Genomic DNA, 19,686 nt, shown 5'->3' with positions numbered 1-19,686 from the left:
TTTTTTATTTTTTAAGTATCACTTATTCCGAGAAATGCTTCTCTATAATTTCGTCTAACAGAGCCTTGCATCCTTCTTGAACTAAGTCATATACTTCGTCAAAATTCCCCGTGAAATAAGGGTCAGGCACATCTTCAATATGTAAACCAGGCACAAAATCCAAAAGCCTTGCAATATAACCTGTTTTAGTATGTCCAGCCATCCTTCTCAGATTTCCTACATTTTCGACATCCATTCCAATAATATAATGGAATTTAGCTACATCCTCTTGAATCACTTGTCTTGCTGTTTGCCCTTTAAAATCAATGTTGTTTTTCGTTAAAATAGACTGCGTCCCTTCATGAGGAGGATTGCCTTTGTGCCAGCCTCCTGTGCCTGCAGAATCTACGTGAATTTGTCCTTCTAGCCCTTTTTTCTTCACCATATCTTTAAAAACCGCTTCTGCCATCGGTGAACGACAAATATTTCCCAAACAAACGAATAATACGTTAATCATAGTCTCGACTCCTTTCCCTTATTACAAACATTATATACAATCATTTTTAAACTAAAAAATAGTTTTCTTTTATTTATATCGTTTCCACTCTTCTGTGGATAAGAACCTGACATAAAAGTGTTCACACGATAAAAACATGTTACAATAAAAAAAACGCAACTGGAAGGATGAACAAAGTGGATTTATCAGTAAAATCTCCAGAGAATATTAAACATATGGTCGATAGCATTAGTGAAAAATTGCGCATGCTAAATATCGGAGCAATTAAAGCTGAAGCTTTTGACGAAGAAATGTATGAAGACTTAAAGTACTTATACGATATGGTAATGAGAAAAGATTCTTTTAGCCCAAGTGAAATGCAAGCGATCGCGGAAGAATTAGGTACACTGCGTAAACAAGCTTAATGACACCTCCGTCAATGACTAATAGCCATTGACGGTTTTTTCTACATTTTTTTCTATACATGAATGCTGCACCTTTTAGCGAGCAAATAAGAGTTAAATCGTTTACATACACATAGATGAAATATTCCCAAAAATCTTTCTTTTTTATTAGGAATTGACGTTTTTATTATTTGTCTATAGAATGTATCGAAATACCTAAAGCTCGTATAGTCTTGGAAATAGGGTCCAAGAGTTTCTACCGAACTACCGTAAATAGTTGGACTACGAGGGTTGAACATCATTCATACTACATGTTTATTCTTCTTTATGTTCTCCCTTACATAGTCCTTCATTGTTATTCAGTTATACAATGAGAGGAGTCACATTCATGTCAAATACAAAAACAACCTTAAAAAAACAGCTTGCTGTTGCCAATAAAAAAACACCTGCAGATCTTGTAGTGAAAAACGGGAAAATTATCGATGTCTTTACGCTTTCCATCATTGAAGCCGATATTGCGATTGCTGATGGAGTGATTGTTGGAATAGGTCAATACGACGGGAATAACGTCGTTGATGCAAAAGGAAAATACATTTCGCCTACGTTCATTGATGGACACGTTCACATTGAATCATCAATGGTTACACCTAAAGAGTTCTCAAAACTTCTTGTACCTAGAGGTGTTACAACTGTCGTAACGGATCCTCATGAAGTTGCGAATGTTTCAGGGAAATCTGGCATTGAGTTTATGCTTCAAAACTCGGATTCCATTCCTTTAGACGTATTTGTGAACTTACCTTCAAGCGTGCCAGCAACTCCTTTTGAAAGCTCTGGAGCCGTCTTAAAAGCAGCTGACTTAGCGCCATTTTTCTCTCACTCTCGCGTGCTTGGATTAGCAGAAGTGATGGATTTCCCTGCTGTTCGAGATGGAGATGACGATATGCTCGATAAATTACAAGCAGCTAACGATGCAAACGGCGTAATTGATGGGCACGGCTCAGGGCTAGATGCCACGGGCGTTAACATTTATCGTACCGCTAATATTTCAACAGATCATGAATGCGTAACAGCAGAAGAAGCAATTGAACGTATTCAGCGCGGGATGTATGTTCTAATCCGCCAAGGTTCTGTTGCTAAAGATTTGAAACAATTGTTACCTGCTGTAAATGAACGCAACGCGCGCAGATTTTTATTCTGTACCGATGACAAACATCTAGATGATTTATTAACGGAAGGCTCTATTGATTACAATGTTCGTTTTGCTATTGAACTCGGGCTGGATCCGTTAATTGCGATTCAAATGGCTTCATTAAATGCCGCTGAATGCTACGGGTTAAAAGATAGAGGGGCGGTTGCTCCTGGTTACAAAGCTGATTTTATTCTGTTGGACGACTTAACTGATATATCTGCAGCACATGTTTATCAAAACGGAGAGCTTATTGCTGAAAATGGAGAGATGCTGTCTGTGCAAGAAGAACAAATTGATCTTCCGACAGAACTAATGAATTCTGTTCATTTGAAAGAGTTTTCTATTAACAAACTTACGATACCACTTCAGCACAATCGGGCTAATATTATTGAAATTAATCCAAACAGCCTGCTTACAAATCATATTGTAGAAGAAGTTCAAGTAAAGCAAAACGAATTTCAGCCTTCTGTAGAAAACGATCAGCTGAAAATGGCTGTTGTTGAGCGCCATCATCTAACAGGAAATATTGGTCTTGGGATCGTAAAAGGATTTCAGTTAAAAGATGGAGCGATCGCTACTACGATTGCTCACGATTCACATAATATCGTAGCCGTAGGAACAAATGATGAGGATTTAGCAAAAGCAATTGCGGCAATTGAAGAAATCGGCGGAGGTATTGTTATTGTAAAAGATAATGAAGTGATTGGTTCCCTCCCTCTTTCCATCGGAGGGTTAATGTCACCTCACCCTTACAATGAAGTAAATAGCTTACTTAAGCAGCTTCACGGGGCTCTTCATGATCTCGATATCTCACAGAAATTCAATCCGTTGCTGACTTTATCTTTCTTGAGCTTACCTGTTATTCCATGTCTAAAATTAACCGACAAAGGATTATTTAACGTAAAAGAATTTAAGCATATCCCTGTTCAAGCATAAAATAAAAAGGACTCTTTCGAGTCCTTTTTATTTATACCCTTTAGAGGGGGTAGTTCGAGTTTTACGATTTTTATAATGACGATATCCTTCTTTTAACAGGATAGGAAAAACAGCGACTAGAATTTTTTTTACTATACGTCCCAATTTAAGGCACTCCTTTACGTGTTCTTACTTTACTATACCCAAATTGGACAGCTAAAAACGCAAAAAAGAGCAGGTATATCCTGCTCTTTTTGTATTACTTACCGATAAATTGTTGAGTCCAGTACGTAGTATCACCTTTTACGTATCCAACACCAATTTCAGTGAAATCAGGGTTTAGAATATTTTTGCGGTGACCGTCACTATTCATCCAAGCATTCATTACATCTTCAGGAGATTGCTGACCTTTTGCAATGTTTTCACCTGCAGTTGTATATTCAATGCCGAATTGTTTCATCATATCAAATGGTGAACCATATGTTGGTGAATTGTGGTCAAAGTACCCTTTGTCCATCATATCTTTTGATTTAGTGCGCGCAACGTCACTTAATTTTTTGTTAAGTGTTAAAGGCTTTAAACCTTGTTTTTGACGTTCTTGGTTTACTAAATCTACTACTTTTTGTTCAAATTGACTAGCATCTTTTGTTTGTTCTGCTTTATCAGTATTTTCTGATTGTTGAGCTTTTGTGTTTTGCTGTGTTTGCTCAGGAGCTTTTGCCTCTTCACTTTGCTCTGGTGCTTTTGCTTGTTCCTGTGGAGCTGCTTCAGCTTGATCTGGTGCTTGTGTTTCTTGCTGTGGAGCTGCTGCTTGAGCAGATTGTCCTTGAGCGTTAAATTTCTTTAATAGCTCGTCTACATTTATATTTTGTGCTGCTTGAGCATCTTTAATGGTAATTTGTTTTGGAGTGTTGCAATCAGGAGCTGCTGCATTTGCTTGTCCTGCTGTTAGTAATCCTAATGATACGGCACCTGCGACAGTGGCAATACGAAACCTTTTCTTCATGTTTGAAATCCTCCTATGTGATAATAAAGTTTTTTGTAAAACCGCAACGCATCTAAGCTTGTAGCAAGCCAACCTCGTGATGCATCCTCATTGTTGCACGAAAACTATGAAACTCGCAACGTCTTTTAAGCTACCAAAATTATACTCACACTTATGTAAAAAATATTTCGATTATATTACGCGACTTCCAGCTATTGATAGTAAAAGGTTTTCATATACTTTGAAAAACAGCTTCATCCAATGCGGTAATATAACTGTAAATTCCTCGTCAAAAACGTTACATACAAAAAAGGCGACAACAGAGTGGTAAACCACCCTGTTATCGCCTTTTACAGAAAGTTTTACTAATATTATTTACTTATTTTAAGACGTTTACTGATTCACGTACGAATGCTTCCATATCATCTGGTGTACGGCTTGTAACTAGTTGATTACCGCATACCACAACTTCTTTATCATGGAAGTTTGCGCCTGCATTTTTCAAATCAATAGCAATTGATTTGAAACCAGTTACGTCACGTCCTTTTAATGTTTCAGCATTGATTAGCAGCTGTGGCCCGTGACAAATAGCCATAACCGGTTTGCCTTCATCCATAAATGATTTTGTAAAAGCTACGACTTGATCGTCCGCACGCAAGATATCTGGTGAGAAGCCTCCGGGTAAAAACAATGCGTCAAAATCTTCTGGTTTTACATCGGCAATTGCTTTATCAATTGTTAATGTTGTTTCGCCTTGTTTACCTGTTACTTCGCCTGTTTTCACATCGATTTTTGTTAGCGTATGGCCTTCTTCTTCAAAGGCTTTGGCTGGATCTGTATATTCCACATCTTCAAATAAATCTGTTACTAATACTGCAATTTTCTTACTCATTCTAAGCAACTCCTTAATTGATTTGTGTACTAATGTTCTATAAATAAAATACCCGTACACTATTCTTTTAAACATGGTTTATGAGTAAAAAACTTTTCTACAATAATCTAAAAACACAGTGCAGGTTTTTATAAATCAGACATTCAAAACAAATTAAATGTCTGAAACGTCGTCTCTTCTGGAACTGGATACACATCTCTACCTGCAATTACGTTCAGAATACGCTGATTACGCTGAACGGATAAACCAAGATTTGTTGCGCCAGATCCGTGTGAATGTTCAATGTTAGTTAACGTAAAAAAGTGGTGGTTACGGGGTTGTTTAAAGACAAGCCTGTAATCTTTTGTGACGTTGAAACGCTTGTCATCTTCCCATTCGATATCATCTTTTATTCGTTCGATGAACGGCGAAATCTTTGGCTTATAGCCCGTGGATAATATCAAACGATCCGCTTCGTATTGAAAAGAGCGATCAGCCTTTAATTGTTTACACTCCAGCTCATATCCATTTGCTTTTTTATGAATGTCACTTACTTCAGTCGAAGCTTGAATCGTAACGGGTACTCTTCCTTTAAGTGAACGATGATAGAGTAAATCATAGATTTTCGTTAAGGTAGAAGATTCAATTCCGTGACGTAGGGGGTTTAAATCTTCTACCGTGCTTGTACGTTCCTCAAAAGCCAGCGAATGAAAGTAATCTACATAGTCTGGCGAAAATAACTCTTGAGCAAGCTTGGATTGATCAAGCTGAAAAAAATTAGAGGATCTTGTAAACCATGTAAGGTGGTAATGATGTTCAGTCTGTTCTTCTAGTAAATCCAGAAAAATCTCGGCAGCACTTTGCCCTGAACCAACGATCGTTACATGCTTTCCTTTTTGAATCTCTTCTTTTTTATGTAAATAGCCGCTGCTGTGTAAAATATGCTCATTTAGCTTTTCTTCAAAAGCCGGAGGCACAAGTGGAATGCTTCCTGTTCCCATTACAACGTGTTTAGCATTTACCGTTTGAATTCCCTCAGGTGTTTCTACCTTTACTTCATAATACTCTTCTTCATTTTTTGGTATCACGTCCACAACTTTTGAAGAAAAGTGGCAGGAAGATAGCTGCTCCGCTACCCATTTTGCGTACTCGTTGTATTCTTGACGCGGAATGTCAAAACGATTAAAGAAAAAGAACGGATACAAGCGCTTTTGCTTGTGAATATAATTTAGAAAAGAATAGGGGCTTGTTGGATCTGCAAATGTAACTAAGTCTGCTAGAAACGGAATCTGCAAGTCCGTACCGTCAATTAACATGCCCGGATGCCATTCAAATTTCTCTTCTTTATCAAAGAAGACTGCATCAATTTCATCAAGAGGCTCAGCAAGGGCCGCTAAGCCTAAATTAAAAGGGCCTATTCCTATTCCCACCATGTCATACTGCTTATTTGTCATCTTTAAACTCCCTTTCATAAAAAAGCTAACAGTATTGTCTACTGTTAGCTTTTTACCCTTTTTCCATACATTTATGCGGAAGGAGTCATACTCATTTTCGGGCCAAACGATTCATACATGATATTTTCTTGGGAAATGCCCATTTCATCTAGGCCTTCTAACACCATTTGTGTAAATGAAGAAGATCCACAAACATAATAATATGCATGTTTATCGCCGGCATATTTAGCTAGCTCTTTTTTAGTTAAGCGACCATACGTTATGTTTTCATCATGCTGATCTGTTTGCGCTTGACTATAGAAAACGTGCTGTTCAAACGTATATGTCTCTGACAACGATTGAAGCTCTCGTTTCATTGCATGAAACTGCTCATTTTTAGCACTGTGAATAAATGTTACTTCTTGATTGTTTTCCAATGCTTGATGAAGCATTGACATCATTGGAGTAATTCCTACACCTCCGCTGATAAATACTGATTTATTATTTTCTTTTAAGACAAAATCTCCTGCTGGAACGCTGACTTCAAGCAAGTCTCCTTCTTTCAATTGATCATGTAAATACGTTGACACGACCCCGTCTTCCATTTGTTTTTCTTTTTTCACCGTAATTTTATAGTATGGTTGGTTTGGATAGCCAGATAAGCTGTACTGGCGAATGGATAAATATTCTTGACCAAGAATTCGTACACTCACGTACTGACCTGGCAGAAAAGCAGGCAGTGCTTTTTGATCAGGTGATACTAAATAAAACGAGTACACGCCTTCTGCTTCTTTTACTTTTTTATGAACCATTAGTTTTTTATAATCTTTCCATCCTTTTTCTTCAGCTTCTTTATATAACTCTTGCTCCACACTTATGAATACGTCTGCAATGGCACCGTAAGCTTCTTTCCAAGCTTCCATAATCTCATCGGTCGCAGCTTCTTTTAAAACATCTTTAATTGCCTTTAATAAGAACTCGCCGACAATTGGATAGTGCTCTGCTTTCACGCCGATACTGCGATGTTTATGGGCGATTTGCTTCACAACTGGAAGCAGCGTTTCAAGCCGATCGATGTACTGCGCAGCGGCATAAACTGTATTAGCTAACGCCATTTGCTGACGTCCTGTTTTTTGATTTGTTTGGTTGAATACATTTTTTAAAGAAGGATACTGTTCAAAAAGCATTTCATAAAAACGAGTTGTGATTGCTTGACCATGCTTTTCTAAAACAGGAACTGTACTTTTTACAATAGAAATAGTTGTTTGTTTCATAACTTTCGCCTCCGAAAGATTCATTTTTAAAAGATATATTTTTAATACATCTTTATAATACTCATATCCTACTTAAAAAGATATATTTTATATACACATTTAAAGAAATGTTCACAAATTCACCCTGTCAAAAATGTGAGCATTCTTTCTGTATTTCTTAGATATAGACATGCTATTATAGATATATCAGCTGCTGATAAGAGAAGAGGTAAAAAGATGAGGCTCACACAATATACAGATTACTCACTGCGAGTTTTATTATATTTAGGCGTTCGCGATAATAATAAACTAAGCAATATAAAAGAAATTGCTGAAGCGTATAATATTTCAAAAAACCATCTTATGAAAATCATTCACGAACTTGGAAAACTTGGCTTAATTGAAACGATCCGAGGACGAAACGGCGGTATTCGTTTAGCTCAGCTTCCAAAAGACATTAATATTGGCAAAGTGGTACGTCAAACTGAAGAAGATTTTCATATTGTTGAATGTTTTGACCGTGAAGGAAACTTCTGCATTATTAGCCCCGTCTGCAAGTTAAAAAGTGTTTTGCATGAAGCCATGCAAGCCTTCATTAAAGTGTTAGATCAGTATACATTAGAAGATCTAATCCAAAATAAAGACGAATTAAACCTCCTCCTCCTATCTCAAAAAAACGAGGAATGAACAAACTAAAATTCACCTGAAATCATTCTCGTTTTTTTGACCTTTTTCCCTTTCATCATAAAATAAAAGATGTTACAATGAGGCACGTATTGGAAAGACAAGATGTCTCCATTCGAGCAGACAATGAACCTCATTCTGTTCATCCTAAAAAATGACGAAAGGGTGTTTGAGTATGCACGTAGGAAGCAAAGGTTGGTATGTTGAGGAACTTAAAAAACGAGGAGTTCGCAACCATGAAGGCCGCAAAGTGGAAAAGTACAAAACATATGTACTTGCTAACTTGCTTGATAAACACAAAAATTAATTAACGTGTAATAAGAGAGTACAAATTTGTACTCTCTTTTTTGTTCATTTAATAAGCAGCGTCTTGATAAAAATAATTTGGTGATAATACTTTATTTTTATAAGGCTTATGAAAAATATGTGTGGTAGCTGGTGAAACCGGTGGGATTAACCATGTCCAGTTCCCAGTCACTTCCCGGCCATTTTTTTGTTCTCTTTCTTCAAACAAGTGAAATTGCTGAGCAGCCGTGTGATGGTCTACAATGCTAACGCCTTCTCGTTTAAAAGAAGAAAGCACTGCAACGTTTAATTCCACAAGAGCTTTGTCCTTCCAAAGCGTAGCATTATAATTCATGTTCAATCCCATTATAGAAGCTACTTTTGGAAGTTGATTATAGCGATGCGTGTCCGCTAAATTTCGGGCACCAATTTCAGTCCCCATGTACCATCCATTAAACGGTGCTGCGACGTACTCAATCCCTCCAATTTCTAGCTTCATATCTGAAATCATTGGGACAGCGTACCATTTTAACTGTAAGTCTTCAAATTCAGGAAGTTCTGGATGCGTAATAGCTACTTCCTTCACTAAATGTTTTGGAATCTCAAAATATCGAGGCGACTCTTCATTCACTTGCAGGACAAGAGGAAGAACATCAAAGTGAGTTCTCTCACCTTCCCATCCTAATTTTTGACAAACTTCCGTGAACGCAACAGAATCAGGGTCTCCTATCATACCATATTCCGTCTCATACCCAGCATAGCGGATTAGCTGATGATTCCATATCCTAACCGGTTCTTTTGCCTTCATTTTTGGTTTAAACACCGTAATAGTAGGACGGATTTTCCCGTCATTTGTTGCATATTCAATATGATGAAAAAGGGCGTCTCTTACCTCTTCAACTGTGATCGCCTCTCGCTTATCAAATACATTAAGCGATTGCCAAAATAGTCGTCCGATACATTTATTGCTGTTTCTCCAAGCCATACGAGCTCCGTGCTCTAGCTCTTCAAATGTATGATCATAATGTCCGAGTGACATAATTTGCTGATGAATTTCTTTTAACCGCTTATTTTTATCCGCTTCGCTTTTTTCAAGTTCAGCGTAACACGTCTCTATAAATACACGTGCTTGTTCAAATAATTCTTCTTGCTTCAACGTTTGTTCCCCCCTAGAAGAACAGATTTCATTCTTTTCGTTCAAGAAAAGCAAGTTTCAGTATACCATTCTCATAGCGGAAACGCGCATCATAATGCTTTAATAGCCTCTTTCAATATTAACCAAGTTAGAAGTCAATTCGCCCTGCTCAACTTTTTGCAGCGTTTCAACAAAGCATTCGACGGCTTCTTCAGGCGTAGTCACCGCTGAAATATGAGGTGTTATGATGATATGTGAATGATTCCACCAAAAGGATTCTTTCGTTAACGGCTCCTGTTCAAACACGTCTATGTATGCTTTTCGAATATGTTTTTGCTCAATAGCCTCTACTAACGCATTTTCATCTACAGTTGCTCCTCGTCCAACGTTTATAAAGTATGCATTTTCAACTAAATTCATCCATTTTTGATCAAAGTAGCTTTTTGTTTCACTCGTTAATGGCATGGCGCTAATAATCCAATCCGCTTCTTTTAACAATTCTTTTTCTTTTGAAATGGAGAAGACTTGATCAAATGAGGGCTTTTCATTTCCATTTTTAGATACGCCTATCACTCGTACACCAAAAGATTTTAAAACAGCGGCAAGACGTCCGCCGATTTCACCTGTTCCATAAATTATGACCGTTTGAGTAGAAAGCTGCTGAGGCTCTATCACTTTCCACTGCTTTTGTTTTTGCTGATGCTGAAACTGTGCGTGGTGCTGAAGTTCAGCTAGCATATAGCTAAGACAATATTCACTGATTCGCTGACCGAATGAACAAACCGTACGTGTTAACATCACGCTCTTTTTCCAATTCCCACTTTCTAAGAACCGATCGACTCCTGCGCCGAGAGAATGAATCCATTTAAAGCTATGATCTTCAAAGCAATTCGTTGGACCGAAGGATAAAAGCGCATCAGCCCAGTTTAAATCTTCCATTGTAACGTCTTGCTCTTCCATAAACCGAAACGTCTGTGTGAGCTTCTTTTGATTGATTATCTCCTGCAGCTCTTTATGCATTCTTCCTGCCACTAGTATCGTATGAATCTTCATTTCTTTTCCCCCTGGCTTTTTGTTCTTCTATATACTCTATTTGAATGATCCGATATGACCGGCCCTTCGTCATGAAGGATTTTCTATATTGATATATATAGTATGAATGAAGTGAAAGGAAGACGCGAGTGAATTTTATATGACTTTCCAGGCTGGAAAACTCATATGGATTTATGTATATAAGTTCGCTATAATCGTTATGAATCAATTTGTTTATAACGAAACGTACGATAGATATTTTAAAAGAAAAGGTGTGTCAGCATGAGTGTATTAAACGTAAAAAATCTAAGCCACGGTTTTGGTGACCGTGCGATTTTTAACGATGTATCATTTCGATTGTTAAAAGGTGAACACGTCGGCTTAATTGGAGCAAACGGCGAAGGTAAATCAACATTTATGAACATCATTACAGGCAAACTAGAACCGGATGCGGGAAAAGTAGAATGGTCTAAAAAAGTGCGCGTCGGCTATTTAGATCAGCACACAGCATTAGAGCGCGGTCTTTCTATTCGTGATGTACTAAAAAGTGCTTTTCAATACCTATTTGATTTAGAAGCTCAAATGAATGGACTCTATGAGAAAATGGCCGATGTATCACCAGAAGAACTTGAAAAACTTTTAGAAGAAGTCGGTACACTTCAAGACCTCTTAACAAACAATGACTTTTACGTTATCGATGCAAAAGTCGAAGAAATTGCACGCGGATTAGGATTAGAAGATATCGGCTTAGATCGTGACGTACAGGATTTAAGTGGCGGACAGCGTACAAAAGTATTGCTAGCCAAACTGCTGCTTGAAAAACCAGAAATTCTTTTACTTGATGAGCCTACAAACTACTTGGATGAACAGCATATCGAGTGGCTACGACGCTACTTGCAAGAATATGAAAATGCCTTTATTTTAATTTCTCACGATCTTCCATTTTTAAATAGCGTGATCAATTTAATTTATCATATGGAAAACCAAGAGTTAAATCGCTATGTAGGAGACTACGACGATTTTATGAAAGTATATGAGATGAAAAAACAGCAGCTTGAAGCAGCTTATAAAAAACAACAGCAAGAAATGGCAGATTTAAAAGATTTCGTAGCGAGAAACAAAGCCCGCGTGTCGACACGAAATATGGCCATGTCCCGTCAAAAAAAGCTGGATAAAATGGAAGTAATTGAACTAGCTCAAGAGCGTCCAAAACCAGAGTTTAACTTTAAGAGTGCTCGTACTTCAAGCAAATTAATTTTTGAAACATCTGATTTAGTCATTGGATACGAAGAGCCGCTTTCTAAGCCACTGAATCTAAAAATGGAGCGAGGTCAAAAGATTGCCCTTGTAGGAGCAAATGGAATCGGGAAAACAACTCTTTTAAAAAGTATTCTAGGAGAAATCAAACCGATTTCAGGCTCTGTAGAAAAAGGCGATTACCAGCATATTGGCTATTTCGAACAAGAAGTTAAATCAGCTAACTACAATACGTGTATTGAAGAAGCATGGAACGAGTTTCCTCACTTTACCCAATATGAAATTCGTGCAGCGTTAGCTAAATGCGGCTTAACAACCAAACATATTGAAAGTAAAGTAGAAGTTCTAAGCGGTGGAGAAAAAGCAAAAGTCCGTCTATGTAAGCTGATTAACAATGAAACCAACATTCTTGTACTGGATGAGCCTACAAACCACTTGGATGTAGATGCGAAAGATGAATTAAAACGAGCTTTAAAAGAATACAAAGGAAGTATCTTAATTATTTGTCACGAACCTGAATTTTATCAAGATGTAGTCACAGACGTGTGGAACTGCGAATCTTGGACGACTAAATTATTTTAAAAAAACGGGTTAAAAGAGGCATATCTTTTAGAAAAAGTGGGAATGATAAGATTAAGTTCCCCCCCCTTTGTGTGAGTAGCCATTTTTTAAATGGTTACTTTTTTTATGTATAGTCCTTTAATAAAATGGCTATATTGTATCTATACTCCCTAAACCCAAAAAGACCGCTGCAGTGATGCAGCGGTCTTTTCGTTGTCATGGTTTCATCTGTAGCCAGCTATCAAAATGATGAACAGCTATACTGCTTGGAGGGTTTTTAGCTTGACACTTCGTAAGCAACATACCCAGCTCTTGCATCATCTTTTCTTCTCCTTTAGCAGAAAAAGAAATGTATTCCCCTTCATCTGAGGCCATCGTTTCTACCCCTATTTCAATCGGAGTAGATAGTACACGTCCCCACCTGCGTTCATTTTGCGTTATGTCAGCAATACCGTCTTCTTTATCTGCATGGTTTCGGTACGACATAATTGTGACTTCATCAGCGTACTGAATAATCCAATGCCCCAGCGAACCGGAACCGTTGCTATTTTTGAATGGAACTTCGTCAAACCAAAACGGTATATCTACAGCAAGCGGCAAGTGTAACTCATGAGACTGTACAGCGGCTTGAGAAATAACATATTGATACTGCAGAATACTTTTCGCTCGATTATTTTTCCAGCTTTTATACAAATACGGCTCTATATCTAAATGAACCCCTGAAAATTGCTGTTGTTCTTCCGCTTCTGCTTGGTAAGCTGTTATCCAATTAAAAAATGCGTCTTGCTCTTCTATACCAGAAGGCCCTATCCAAGAAGGAGCGCCGTCAAGTGCGTAGACATCTATACCCTGGACTTGCGCTTGTTGGATAAAATGCCTATATACAGAAGGTGAAAGATGAGCATCAATTTGTAAATAAACCTTTGTCACCTTTTTTTCTTGAAGTTTTTCACGGATAGCTTCTTGGTTCAACATCCATTTCTTTGTATCCCACACCCACGTCGACAGCGGTATATTCATCTCTGCATTCACCTTTGATCCACATCCTATTCCTTTCCCCATATTAAACAGCCATACAACCACCAGAAAAATAAGAACGCACTTGCTTTTCACACTCTATTTCCTCCTTTATACGAGCCAGAACTCATATAAAGAGAGTCTGGCAGCTTGGCAACTTTATGGTGAATTTCTCCCTTAGATCTGTAGCTTTCAGCAAACTCTCCCTTATCAATTTTTTCAGCCTAATCTTTATTTGTTCTAGCGGTTGCTTGATTTACTTCCCTGTATCTTTCTTATGGAATAAATATGCCTGCTTTGGATGGTTTGGCTGATTTGGATATTTCAACTGTAATTGTCCTTTTCGTAATAGCTTTGTTAAATAATTATTACGTACTCCATCCGGCGTTCTTTCTAGTAAATAAGCAAACTCTTTAAGCATGAGCGGTTTTTCTTTGCATAATTCAAGAATAATATGCTCCATCTGATTAGGCGAAAGCCGTTTTTTTTCACGAGCCAGCGCTGCAATATCCCATAGCTTCGTATCAATATCCTCACCATTCACTGAATTAGAAGAACCATCTTCCGATTCTTTATTATAGGAGTTTTGATAACTATTATAGGAGTAATCACCTTTATTATATGAGTTAAGTTCACTACTGTAGTAGTTTTCTTCTTTATTATAGGAGTTATTGTCGTTATTACATGAGTTTAACTCCTCTAATAAACCTTTATTATAAGAGTCTTTATTTTTATTATAGGAGTTACTTTCGACATTGTTTTCAGGTATGTTTTGATATTTTTCGACACTTTTAAAATTATTTCCCAAATCAGTTACAGACGTATGATAAGTGTCTTTTTCAGAAGAACTAATCTGTCTTTCTTGAGTGGACAGAGATAACGTGACTACCGTACGATGCATAGAAACATCTTGATCAACAGAAGGCTTTTTATAATGATGCAAGCTCCAGTTTTGCTTCACTTTTTTCAAGCCAGAGCCCGAACGTTCACATAGCCCTAGTAAACTGAATAGCTTAACGATATTCGGGTTTCGAAGCTGACTAACGGTTTTACTAAAAACTGAATCTGTAGGTACTAACAAAAGACCTGGATTAGAAAAAACGTAATGAGAAGGTTGCTTTTCTAAAATAACGCCGCCCTCGCCATTATAATCTGCATGAATAAGCATGTTGATTAAAACTTCTGTTAAAGAGGAAGCGATTGACGACTGGGGTTCGCTATTGCGAACAATTTCATGAATATGGAAATAAAAATCAAAAATATTTCCTGACCACGTCCCGTCTTGAGAGGTAAAACGCTCTGTCCATTCTTCATTCCCTTTACTTTCCCGGTATTCTAAAAAGTATTGTGGTAAAACTTCTGTGATAATCCGTTCTTCACTGAATAAAAGCAGGCCTGCGAGCGTAACTCCTTCTTTATGGGTATCTCTTACCTTTCCCCATGCTCCTACTTTGTATAAAAACTCTTTTGTTTCAAGCGCATTCCAAGGATGAGCTGGTTTTACTTCAGCAAATCGATCCCGGTAGCTTTTGATCGTATCAAAATTTAATTCATTTAATCCATAGTGCTCTAGGATGAGATTATCTTGTAACATATTCAACTCTCCTATTATCTTTGTATATTTATTTAACAGCGCGAATATGCTGCTTCTTACCTCTTGTTACTAACGTACTAACTTTATTTATCTAGATGCCGCATAGATCCTGCTTCTGCCGCCTAATCTCTTCTACATCGATATATACACCTCATCTATTCTATCATTTTTTCTTTCTTCTCTCCTGCATTTTTCAATCTTCAACATAGCCGAGTCTATTGTGTAAAAGCTGTGGATATTTATCTTTATCCACAGCTTTTACACAACCTACAAACCCTTTTCTAGCTGTTTCAATATAAATTTGTTATAATACCCTTCATAACAACGGATTAAGTGAGGGATTACGTATGGAAAAAGCTACATTTGCAGGTGGATGTTTCTGGTGTATGGTTACACCATTTGAAGAGCTAGAAGGTATTCACGGCATTGTATCAGGATATATGGGGGGAACTGTGGATAACCCTACCTATGAGCAAGTAAAATCTGGCACAAGCGGTTATTACGAAGTGGTTCAAATCACATTTGACCCTGAAGTGTTTCCGTATAAACGTTTGTTAGATCTTTATTGGCCGCAAATTGATCCAACAGATGATGGAGGTCAATTCCAAGATCGCGGCTCGCAGTATCGAACAGCAATTTTTTACCATAACGATAGCCAAAAGCAGGAAGCTGAAGAGACAAAGCTAGAGGTCGCAAAAAGCGGACGTTTTAAAAAACCAATCGTGACAAGCATCCTTCCTGCCTCTGCGTTTTATGAAGCGGAAGAGTATCACCAAGATTTCCACAAGAAAAATCCAAAGCATTATAAAGAAGACCGCGCTAAGTCTGGTCGAGATGAGTTTATTCAAGCGAACTGGAAATAATTCTTATGTTCGAAACAAAGCCGCATAGCGTTTGCTATGCGGCTTTGTTTACCAATTATCTGTATAAGTTGCTGTTGTTGACGGCACGCTCCAATATTGCTGCGAAGGCTGCCATGCTTTTAACGAGCCATCAGCTCTCTTCACAATTGCTTTAAATTGAACATTTTGACTCGCAGGAAAATAGACGGTGCCTCTCCAATCGGCTGTAGATGAATTATATGTTAATTTAATTGGATAAAGGGACGTATCCCACTGACCTAGCTCAGCTCTGTCTCCAACAATATAAACCGTTTCTCCTACCGCAGTTGGCGCATTTTTTACTACAACCGTTTGCGCAACTGGTGTAACGGCCAGCGTATTTTTAAATTGCCCCATCAGCGTATCATTGTTAATGACATCGTAGAAACGAAGCAAAGTAAATCCTGCAAAATTATAGTTAAAGGCCATTTCAGCTGCTTTTTTATATTGATCTTCACTGCCTATAGTTAGAGCATTTTCCCCGTTTAAAACAATTCCTTTTGCATTCGCAATACCTGCTACTTGGCGTACAAGCGTCTTTGGCATAGAATATTCGGGATAACTTCCGCTGTCCGTCATTTCTAAGCACGTAAACGTTATATCTAATTTAGCTGTTTTAAAAGCGTCTAAAAGCGCATTGTAATCATTATATCCAGCAGGTTTTTCTGCAGCATGAGGAATCGTCGGATTATTATACTGCCAATGAATTCCCGCCACTTTTGCACCGATTGGTACGTTAAAGGTGGCATCAAAAGCCTGATGAGCTAACTGTCCAATACGTTTTGTGTGATCTTCCAAAGCTCCTTGATACCATGCTAAGAAATCTTTTCCATAAGCTGTTGAATAACCATCTTTTAAGAACTGATAGCCATCTGATGGCGGTAAAATTTGCGATGCAGAGGCTAAATTGGTTCCCCATGCCTGATTGACGCCGGCGAGTGAACCGTATTTAGTCAAAGCATATGATTGAAACTTGCTTTTGGCGAAGTTCGTATACACTTGAAATTTTCCTCTAGACGGATAGCCGGTTCCGTCTGCTGCTGTATAGGACGGATAACGAATTTCACCTGCAGGGCCTCCGGATAAATAGATTTTAGCAATCACGTCTTTATAAGGTGCTAACGCTTGCGCAAATGCCGTATAGAGCTCTCCGTATTGCTTAGAAATAACGTCAGTTGCAAGCGGGCTTAGCGTTTCTTTATTTGTCGTACCTGTTTCCGATTTAAAGTAAAGGCTGTCATCACTTTTTAAGTTCCATACCCAAGACGGAAGCGGAACGTTACAATCATCTCCAACATTACCGCCGCACTGATGAGTAGAAATAATAGGAACGATCTTTATACCTGCATTACGAGCAGCTTGAGCAAAGCGCTGAGCATAGGAAAAATCAAACTGCTGATCGCCGTTCTTCTCCATATCTCCCCACCAGAAGTCTACTGTCACCGCATAAAATCCATTTTGTTTCGCTTTGCGTAAATCGTTCTCAAACGCTTCCCATGTTGTATAGTCTGTTACCTTTTTTAAAGGCGCCATTAAGTAGGTTTTGTAACCAGGATTCATTGATTTTCCATCTACGGAAGCCGCTCCATTAAGTGGATCCAAAATGAAAGCGTTAACAAAAATGAGTACCAAAATAAAAGCCAATCCTTTTTTACATAGCTGTTTCATAGCTTCCCTCCATTTTTTCAAAATCACCTATAGGTATTCGGCGGATTTTAGTTTTTTCCTTTTTCTTTTATAAAAAAAGACGCCCCGCCAGGACGCCTCCTACATTAGTTCCAAATCTCATTCACCCATTCAGGATGGTCAATAAACGGATTGCGGTTATGCTGATAGTCTGAATAAATAATATCATTTCTGCGTCGTTCTCGATCATCTACTGGATCTTCGGCGTTCCATTGAAGAAGCACAGATAATTTCCCATGATAAGGAGCAGTGCCATTATTCACTGTGTTATTAAGTTCTAAGTCAGGCTCATCACTTACATCGCCTTCATAGCGTACGGCCATATAAAACAACATACGAGCCACATCACCTTTTACTTCATCTCGAGGTTCCCATGAATCACTGTCAAAATAATTTCCGAGTGCCTCGCTATGTTCCGTCCCTCCGTTATCAAAATCTAAGTTTCCTCTCGTACCATTTACAGACACATCGGTTGGACGTAAATGATGAAGATCTGTTCCAGGACCCATAGCTGTTCCAAAATCCCCGTGAGACTTTGCCCAGACGTGCTCACGATTCCAATCGTCCACTCCGCCTCCATTTGTACTCTTAGCCTGTGAACGCCCCGTGTAGAGCAAAATAACGTTATTTGCGTTAGCTGGATCTTCATCCGTTTTCTTTAAAGCTTCCCATACGGCTGAATAAGACAGTTCTGTGTGATGATCAATAATGTTATGAAGCTCTGTCTTTAAGGTATTTCCTGTTTTTCCAGCTGTGGTACGATAATAGTCTTCTACTGGAACGGTTGGCTCTGTGGGATCTGGCGTCGGATCAGTTCCTCCTGTTTCTGTACTAATAGAAGTAACTGATTTTATTCCTGGGTGTGAAAAATAAGGAGTGAGTGTGCCCGTAACAGTAAGACTTTTCCCTTTTAACTCCGAGCGACTTTGAAGTCCAAATGTACTTCGCAAATTTGAAGGAATTTGAACGTACACCATCTTGTCTGTATTGGTTTCATTTGCACTGTCAGCAAGAGCAAGTGCATAATCGTTTGGGTAATTGCTCGTAATAACTGTAGATGTGCCTGTAGGTTGACCTACTACATATCCTTTAACAGCTTGTACACTGTTGTTTTGATTTTCAAGAGCTTGTGACACAGATAAAGATGCGGCTGCTTGACTAACAGGAGTTAAGCTCACTGCAAGAGCAAAAACAAGCAGGGACATTACCCATGTTTTTTTACACAGAGCATGTAATCTCACTTTTTTATTCCTCCTTATGATAGGTTTAAAAACTCGTTTCCTTCCACCTCTTTATATTATTTTTTCACTGTGAATTCCCTGCCTGTTTTTTGTTAAGTTTTATAGTGAAAAAGATGTGTTCTTCTTTACAGTGGCGGCTGCTTTATGCGAAGGGTTATATTTTTAAAAGTCCACACTGGAAAAAGCATTATGTGTCTTTCTTTATATATGGTATAATCAACCGAATCGTAAAAGAGCTTATACCATTTCAGAAAATGAAATGATTTAAATAGAAATGAGGATTGTCTATGCTTAGTTTTGACGAAAAATTAGCTATTATTTCATCGTTTCCAGAGCTGCATCGAAAAGATGTATCTTTAGGACGCGTGAATTTTCATTATGAAGAAAGCGTGTACGATAAAACGGTTGTTGTGCATCATCTGCATCCTAACGGAAATGGATTTGTATATGCAGGTTTTTTAAAAGGATATGAAACAAATGACAAAGGTCTTGTGAATATCCGTGATTACACTGAAGAAGATCTTCGATCAATTATTGAAGCTTCTATTGAATCTTTGTCTACCCTTCCTGATACAGCTAGAGAAGAAGCTATTGTAGGGAATGGAAATGAACAGCGCTGGAACGGCCCAGACAATGCAACGCTTTTACTTGTTCATGAAGATGACCTGTGGAATATTTATTCTGGCTTGAATTTAGAGGCAGCATTTTTATCTTACGAAGAAGCAGAAGATTATTTGTTTGAAGAAGGCTTCCGCCGCCTGTAAATTTACGTCTATACGCAAAAACCT

At 38.1% G+C, this 19,686-nt stretch carries 18 protein-coding genes and 1 riboswitch; of the genes, 7 read left to right on the top strand and 11 right to left on the bottom strand.

Features of this window, described 5'->3' with window-relative positions:
- Window positions 1-22: 22 nt before the first annotated feature.
- On the bottom strand, window positions 23-496 hold the full coding sequence (locus LJY09_RS01885) for a low molecular weight protein-tyrosine-phosphatase (RefSeq protein ID WP_154974104.1): 474 nt from the start codon (window positions 494-496) through the stop codon (window positions 23-25).
- A gap of 176 nt (window positions 497-672) precedes the next feature.
- Between LJY09_RS01885 and LJY09_RS01880 the strand changes: the two genes are divergently transcribed.
- Window positions 673-900, top strand: a complete 228-nt coding sequence (locus LJY09_RS01880; protein WP_013055127.1) for a DUF1128 domain-containing protein — start codon at window positions 673-675, stop codon at window positions 898-900.
- A 182-nt stretch (window positions 901-1,082) separates the two neighbouring features.
- Window positions 1,083-1,184: riboswitch (purine riboswitch) on the top strand.
- A gap of 83 nt (window positions 1,185-1,267) precedes the next feature.
- Window positions 1,268-3,004, top strand: a complete 1,737-nt coding sequence (ade, locus tag LJY09_RS01875) for an adenine deaminase (protein ID WP_028412457.1) — start codon at window positions 1,268-1,270, stop codon at window positions 3,002-3,004.
- 238 nt (window positions 3,005-3,242) lie between these two features.
- On the opposite strand, the gene LJY09_RS01870 is transcribed toward ade, so the two are convergent.
- From LJY09_RS01870 to hmpA, 4 genes are all read right to left on the bottom strand, one after another.
- Complete coding sequence (locus tag LJY09_RS01870; protein WP_028412458.1) at window positions 3,243-3,989, bottom strand: CAP domain-containing protein; 747 nt, start codon at window positions 3,987-3,989, stop codon at window positions 3,243-3,245.
- A gap of 358 nt (window positions 3,990-4,347) precedes the next feature.
- Window positions 4,348-4,860 (bottom strand): type 1 glutamine amidotransferase domain-containing protein, encoded by a 513-nt coding sequence (locus LJY09_RS01865; protein ID WP_013081517.1) that lies wholly within the window; start codon window positions 4,858-4,860, stop codon window positions 4,348-4,350.
- 143 nt (window positions 4,861-5,003) lie between these two features.
- The gene (locus tag LJY09_RS01860; RefSeq protein ID WP_028412459.1) at window positions 5,004-6,293 is read right to left on the bottom strand and encodes a lysine N(6)-hydroxylase/L-ornithine N(5)-oxygenase family protein; all 1,290 of its coding nucleotides are present in this window, start codon (window positions 6,291-6,293) and stop codon (window positions 5,004-5,006) included.
- A gap of 71 nt (window positions 6,294-6,364) precedes the next feature.
- Window positions 6,365-7,546, bottom strand: a complete 1,182-nt coding sequence (hmpA, locus tag LJY09_RS01855; protein WP_155010632.1) for an NO-inducible flavohemoprotein — start codon at window positions 7,544-7,546, stop codon at window positions 6,365-6,367.
- A gap of 216 nt (window positions 7,547-7,762) precedes the next feature.
- Between hmpA and LJY09_RS01850 the strand changes: the two genes are divergently transcribed.
- Window positions 7,763-8,212, top strand: a complete 450-nt coding sequence (locus tag LJY09_RS01850; protein WP_028410145.1) for an Rrf2 family transcriptional regulator — start codon at window positions 7,763-7,765, stop codon at window positions 8,210-8,212.
- 172 nt (window positions 8,213-8,384) lie between these two features.
- On the top strand, window positions 8,385-8,516 hold the full coding sequence (locus tag LJY09_RS01845) for a YflJ family protein (RefSeq protein WP_016762840.1): 132 nt from the start codon (window positions 8,385-8,387) through the stop codon (window positions 8,514-8,516).
- Between the two features lie 48 nt (window positions 8,517-8,564).
- Here LJY09_RS01845 and LJY09_RS01840 read toward each other — a convergent pair whose 3' ends face one another.
- Together LJY09_RS01840 and LJY09_RS01835 are read right to left on the bottom strand one after the other, a co-directional pair.
- The gene (locus LJY09_RS01840; RefSeq protein WP_098999462.1) at window positions 8,565-9,650 is read right to left on the bottom strand and encodes a nitric oxide synthase oxygenase; all 1,086 of its coding nucleotides are present in this window, start codon (window positions 9,648-9,650) and stop codon (window positions 8,565-8,567) included.
- Window positions 9,651-9,749: 99 nt separating this feature from the next.
- On the bottom strand, window positions 9,750-10,682 hold the full coding sequence (locus tag LJY09_RS01835) for a D-2-hydroxyacid dehydrogenase (protein ID WP_228307471.1): 933 nt from the start codon (window positions 10,680-10,682) through the stop codon (window positions 9,750-9,752).
- A gap of 261 nt (window positions 10,683-10,943) precedes the next feature.
- Here LJY09_RS01835 and LJY09_RS01830 point away from each other — a divergent pair, with 261 nt between their 5' ends.
- Entirely contained in the window at window positions 10,944-12,500 is a 1,557-nt protein-coding gene (locus LJY09_RS01830) for an ABC-F family ATP-binding cassette domain-containing protein (RefSeq protein WP_028412463.1), read from the top strand.
- A gap of 195 nt (window positions 12,501-12,695) precedes the next feature.
- Here the strand turns inward: LJY09_RS01830 and LJY09_RS01825 are convergent, their stop codons facing one another.
- Window positions 12,696-13,592, bottom strand: coding sequence for an amidase (locus LJY09_RS01825; protein ID WP_155010629.1), 897 nt, complete (start codon window positions 13,590-13,592; stop codon window positions 12,696-12,698).
- A gap of 160 nt (window positions 13,593-13,752) precedes the next feature.
- Window positions 13,753-15,090: an ATP-binding protein gene (locus LJY09_RS01820; RefSeq protein WP_155010628.1), complete on the bottom strand. Its 1,338-nt coding sequence runs from the start codon at window positions 15,088-15,090 to the stop codon at window positions 13,753-13,755.
- 347 nt (window positions 15,091-15,437) lie between these two features.
- Between LJY09_RS01820 and msrA the strand changes: the two genes are divergently transcribed.
- Complete coding sequence (gene msrA / locus LJY09_RS01815; RefSeq protein ID WP_028412466.1) at window positions 15,438-15,953, top strand: peptide-methionine (S)-S-oxide reductase MsrA; 516 nt, start codon at window positions 15,438-15,440, stop codon at window positions 15,951-15,953.
- A 48-nt stretch (window positions 15,954-16,001) separates the two neighbouring features.
- Here msrA and LJY09_RS01810 read toward each other — a convergent pair whose 3' ends face one another.
- Window positions 16,002-17,639: a family 14 glycosylhydrolase gene (locus LJY09_RS01810; protein ID WP_155010627.1), complete on the bottom strand. Its 1,638-nt coding sequence runs from the start codon at window positions 17,637-17,639 to the stop codon at window positions 16,002-16,004.
- Between the two features lie 104 nt (window positions 17,640-17,743).
- Entirely contained in the window at window positions 17,744-18,898 is a 1,155-nt protein-coding gene (locus tag LJY09_RS01805) for an endonuclease (protein ID WP_028412468.1), read from the bottom strand.
- Between the two features lie 287 nt (window positions 18,899-19,185).
- On the opposite strand from LJY09_RS01805, the gene LJY09_RS01800 reads away from it, so the two are divergent.
- Window positions 19,186-19,662: a hypothetical protein gene (locus tag LJY09_RS01800; RefSeq protein ID WP_028412469.1), complete on the top strand. Its 477-nt coding sequence runs from the start codon at window positions 19,186-19,188 to the stop codon at window positions 19,660-19,662.
- Window positions 19,663-19,686 lie beyond the last annotated feature (24 nt).

Source organism: Priestia sp. J2 (assembly GCF_020790095.1).
Taxonomy (GTDB): domain Bacteria; phylum Bacillota; class Bacilli; order Bacillales; family Bacillaceae_H; genus Priestia; species Priestia zanthoxyli.
Note: the sequence above shows the minus strand (reverse complement) of the source record. Positions and strands in the feature narration are given on the sequence as shown.